Here is a 3987-nt window from a genome sequence, read left to right as displayed (position 1 = left end):
CGTCGCCGCCGATCGCCGCGGCGCAGAGCCAGAAGGCGGCGTTGGACCAGTCCCCCTCGACGGCGCGGTCAAAGGCGCGGTAGCGCTGGTTTCCCGGAATCCTCCAGCCGTTTTCGGAGGGGATAACCGCGATGCCCGATTCCTGGAGGGCGCGCAGTGTCATCTCGACATACCCCGCCGACTGGAGCGGGGAGGTGAGGGCGATTTCGCTCTCCCCGTCAAGCAGCGGCAGCGCGAAGAGCAGCCCCGTCACGAACTGGGAGCTTACGTCGCCCGGAAGCTCGTACCGCCCGGGGATGAGCTGTCCGCGTACGATGAACGGCATCCGTTCGCCGGAAAAGGAGACGCCGTGCGCCTTCATCTGCTCCATGAGCGCCCCGAGCGGGCGCTCGGGCAGCCGTCCGCGCCCGGCGGCCGTCGCGGTGAGACCGAGCGCGCAGGCGACCGGGAGCAGGAAGCGCAGGGTGGAACCGCTTTCGCGGCAGTCGAGCAGCGCCATTTTCTCCCGGTTCCAGCGCCCGCTGGAAATCGTCACGCCGCCGTTTTCGGACGGGGCGATCTCCGCGCCCATGGCGCGCAGCACGCCGATGGTCGCCGCCATGTCCGCCGAGTCCGCCAGCGGGGAGACGCGGCTTTCGCCGTCCGCTAGCGCGGCGCAGATGAGCGCGCGGTGAGCCGCAGATTTGGAGGGGGGCGCGGCGAGCGTCCCCGAAAGCCGCGCGGGATGGATGACGGCGCGGCTCATAACCGCGCACCGCCCTTCATGAAGCCGGGCAGCTCCGCGGCGGCGACCGGGTGCAGGGCCGCCTTCCCGAGCCGTTCGAGGGTGACGAGGGTGATGCGGTCGCCCGTCCGCTTTTTGTCCCCCATCGCGTGGGCGCAGAGGATATCGAGCGGATAATCCGTTTCGGTGGGCAGGCCGTGCAGCGCGCAGCAGCGGGCGATTCGGTCGGCCGTGCCGGCGGGAGTGAGGCCCGCGCGCTCGCAGGCGCGCGCCATCAGCGCCATGCCGATGGCGACCCCCTGCCCGTGGGTGACGGAGAAGGCCGACTCCTTTTCGATCGCGTGGCCGAAGGTGTGGCCGAAATTGAGAATCTGCCGCAGGCCCTGGTCCCGCTCGTCCTCCTCGACCACCTGCCGCTTGAGGTCGACGCAGCGTGCGATGATCTCCCGGAGGCGGTCTCCGGGCGCGCCCGATTCGAGCAGGGAGAAGAGGGCCTCGTCGAGGATCGCGCCGTATTTGATCACCTCCGCCATCCCGTCCGCGAAGGTTCCGGCGGGCAGGAAGGAGAGCATATCGGTGTCACAGACGACGAGGGAGGGCTGCCAGAAGGCGCCGACGAGGTTTTTGCCCTCGGGGATGTCGACGCCCGTCTTGCCGCCGACCGACGAGTCGACCATCGCGAGCAGGGTGGTCGGGACCTGCACGAAGGAGACGCCGCGCAGCCAGGTCGCGGCCGCGAAGCCCGCGAGGTCGCCCACCACGCCGCCGCCGACCGCGAGGATGAGGTCGGTGCGGGTGACGCTGTTTTCCGAAAGGAAGCCGTAAACCTCCCGGACGGTGCCGAGGGTCTTGGACGCCTCGCCGTTCGGGAAGACAAATTTGCAGACAGGGTATCCGGCCGCCACCAGCGCGGCCTGTAAATCGGGGACGGGGCGCGCGCCGTCCGAGAGCGCGTCTACACGGTCGTCGGTGATGAGCGCGAGGCGGGGGCGGCGCTCCCCGCAGATCCCCGGCAGGAGCGCGGGAAGCTCCCCGAGCAGGCCGCCGCCGATTTGGATGTCATACGGCCGCCCGGCGGCCACATGGATTGTTTTCATCGGTCCAGTTCCTCCTTGATGCGGCGGCCGTCGTCGAGCAGCCGGAAGAGCGTTTCGGCGTCGTTGTCCGCGATCGCCTTCCGGTATTCCGCGAGGTGCGCCGTGATCGTGTCGATCTCCTCCACGAGGTCGTCGGCGTTTTCCAGGAAGAGCTCGGTCCACATCCGGGGGTTCAGCTTCGCCACCCGCGTGAGGTCCTTGTAGCTGCCCGCCGAAAAGCCCTCGTGCTCCCGGGCGCGGGGGCTTTTGATGTAGGCGCTCGAGACGACGTGCGCGAGCTGGGAGGTGAAGGCGATCATGCTGTCGTGCGCGGCGGGGGTGGTGGTCGTGATGCTGCCGAAGCCGAGGTCCGCGAAGAGCCCCTCGAGCAGCTCGAGCGCGGGGGCGGGGGCATGTTCGCCGGGGGTGAGGATCATGCTCGCGCCCCGGAAAAGGTCGGCGTCCGAGCCGGAAAAGCCCCAGCACTCCCGCCCGGCCATCGGGTGTCCGCCGACGAAGCAGAGTTCGTTTTCCGCGCAGAAACCGGTGAGGCTTTCCACGGGGAACCGCTTGACGCCGCACAGGTCGACCAGGAGGGCGCCGGGGCGGAACTGCCGGATGTTCTCCCGTACGAAGGCGACCGTCTGCTGCGGGTAGAGGGCGAAAAAGACAAGGTCGCACATCGACAGGTCGTTTTCCGAGACGGCCTCGTCGACCGCGCCGTCCGCGAGCGCCTCCGACAGGGTCTCCTCGTCGATGTCGCAGCCGTAGACGAGGTGGCCGGTATATTTCTTGAGCGCCTTTGCCATCGAGCCGCCGATGAGACCCAGCCCAACGACGCCGACGCAGAGGGTCCGCTCGCGTTTCAGTCCGAACATGGAATTCCCTCCTCATGGATAGAAGCCTGATGATGTGTCATATTATAACAGAGGACGGCCCAAAATGATAGTGCCGATTTGTTCGATAAAATGTGACAAGATCACAGAGAAACTGTTGCATATTACGCAGATTTGCAGTAGACTGTAACTAAGAAAAAGACCGTTTTTGTATACTATTGGAGGCTGCTATGAACGACTATGACGTGATTATCATCGGCGCGGGCCCGGCGGGACTGACCGCCGCGATCTATGTGCAGCGCGCGGGCTACCGCAGCGTGGTGCTCGAGGAATATGTGGCGGGGGGCCAGATGGCCAACACCCCCGAGGTGGAAAACTACCCCGCCGTCGGCAAGATCAGCGGGGTTGAGCTGGGAATGAACCTCTATAACCAGGTGCTCGAGCAGGGCGCGCAGGTCGAGTTCGACGGCGTGGCCTCGGCGGACCTGACAGGAAGGGTCAAGTCGGTGACCACCCAGTCGGGCCGGACGATCACGGCGGGCGCGGTCATCATCGCAAACGGCGCCAAGCGCCGCAAGCTGAACGTTCCCGGCGAGGAGGCGTATTCCGGGCGGGGCGTCTCCTACTGCGCCACCTGCGACGGCGGCTTCTACAAGGGGAAAACCACCGTGGTGATCGGCGGCGGCAACACCGCCGTGGAGGACGCGCTCTACCTCGCGAACATCTGCGAGGAGGTGCACCTCATCCACCGGCGGGATGCCTTCCGCGCGGGCAAGGTACTCGTCGACTCCCTTTTGAGCAGGGAGAACATCGTCATTCACTATGACACCGTGCCGGTGGAGGTGCTGCCCAACGAGGGCGGCAAGGTGGTCGGCGCGCTGAAGGTCAAGAACGTCAAGACGGGCGAAGAGACGGAAATCCCGGCGCAGGGGGTCTTCGTCGCGGTCGGGCTCGTGCCCGACAACAAGGTCTTCGAGGGGCAGGTTGATCTCGACCCCGCGGGTTACATCGCGGCGGGGGAGGATACCCGCACCAACCTGCCGGGCGTCTTCGCGGCGGGGGATACCCGCACCAAGGCGCTGCGCCAGATCATCACCGCCGCCGGGGACGGCGCGGTGGCGGCCTCCGAGGCGGGAAGCTACCTCATGCAGGGTTGACGGAATAATTAAAAAAGGGGGCGCGGCCACTGGCCACGTCCCCTTTTCCGAATGAACCCGGCGCGCTGCACATAAACATACCGTGAGGTGATGTGACATGTACGGCGTATTTACGAAGAAGACGCTTTTCGCACTGCTGGTCATCCTGATCGTGGTGCTGATATTGACGGGAGTGGCGGGGAACGTAATGGGGG

Annotated in this window: 4 protein-coding genes; 1 reads left to right on the top strand and 3 read right to left on the bottom strand. The window is 66.3% G+C overall.

What is annotated here, in order from left to right:
* From RDM88_RS12040 to RDM88_RS12030, 3 genes are all read right to left on the bottom strand, one after another.
* Nucleotides 1-745, bottom strand: a 745-nt coding sequence (locus RDM88_RS12040) for a 3-phosphoshikimate 1-carboxyvinyltransferase (protein ID WP_374045468.1), incomplete at its 3' end; no start/stop codon positions are given.
* Nucleotides 742-1821 (bottom strand): 3-dehydroquinate synthase, encoded by a 1080-nt coding sequence (gene aroB / locus RDM88_RS12035; protein WP_308755070.1) that lies wholly within the window; start codon nt 1819-1821, stop codon nt 742-744. The genes aroB and RDM88_RS12040, both read right to left, overlap by 4 nt.
* The gene (locus RDM88_RS12030) at nt 1818-2678 is read right to left on the bottom strand and encodes a prephenate dehydrogenase/arogenate dehydrogenase family protein (RefSeq protein ID WP_308755069.1); all 861 of its coding nucleotides are present in this window, start codon (nt 2676-2678) and stop codon (nt 1818-1820) included. The genes aroB and RDM88_RS12030 overlap by 4 nt, the downstream gene beginning before the upstream one ends.
* A gap of 188 nt (nt 2679-2866) precedes the next feature.
* Here RDM88_RS12030 and trxB point away from each other — a divergent pair, with 188 nt between their 5' ends.
* Nucleotides 2867-3793, top strand: coding sequence for a thioredoxin-disulfide reductase (gene trxB / locus RDM88_RS12025; RefSeq protein ID WP_308755068.1), 927 nt, complete (start codon nt 2867-2869; stop codon nt 3791-3793).
* Nucleotides 3794-3987: the final 194 nt, after the last annotated feature.

Origin of the sequence: uncultured Anaerotruncus sp. (assembly GCF_902490045.1) — a bacterium.
Lineage (GTDB): Bacteria > Bacillota > Clostridia > Oscillospirales > Ruminococcaceae > Anaerotruncus.
Note: the sequence above shows the minus strand (reverse complement) of the source record. Positions and strands in the feature narration are given on the sequence as shown.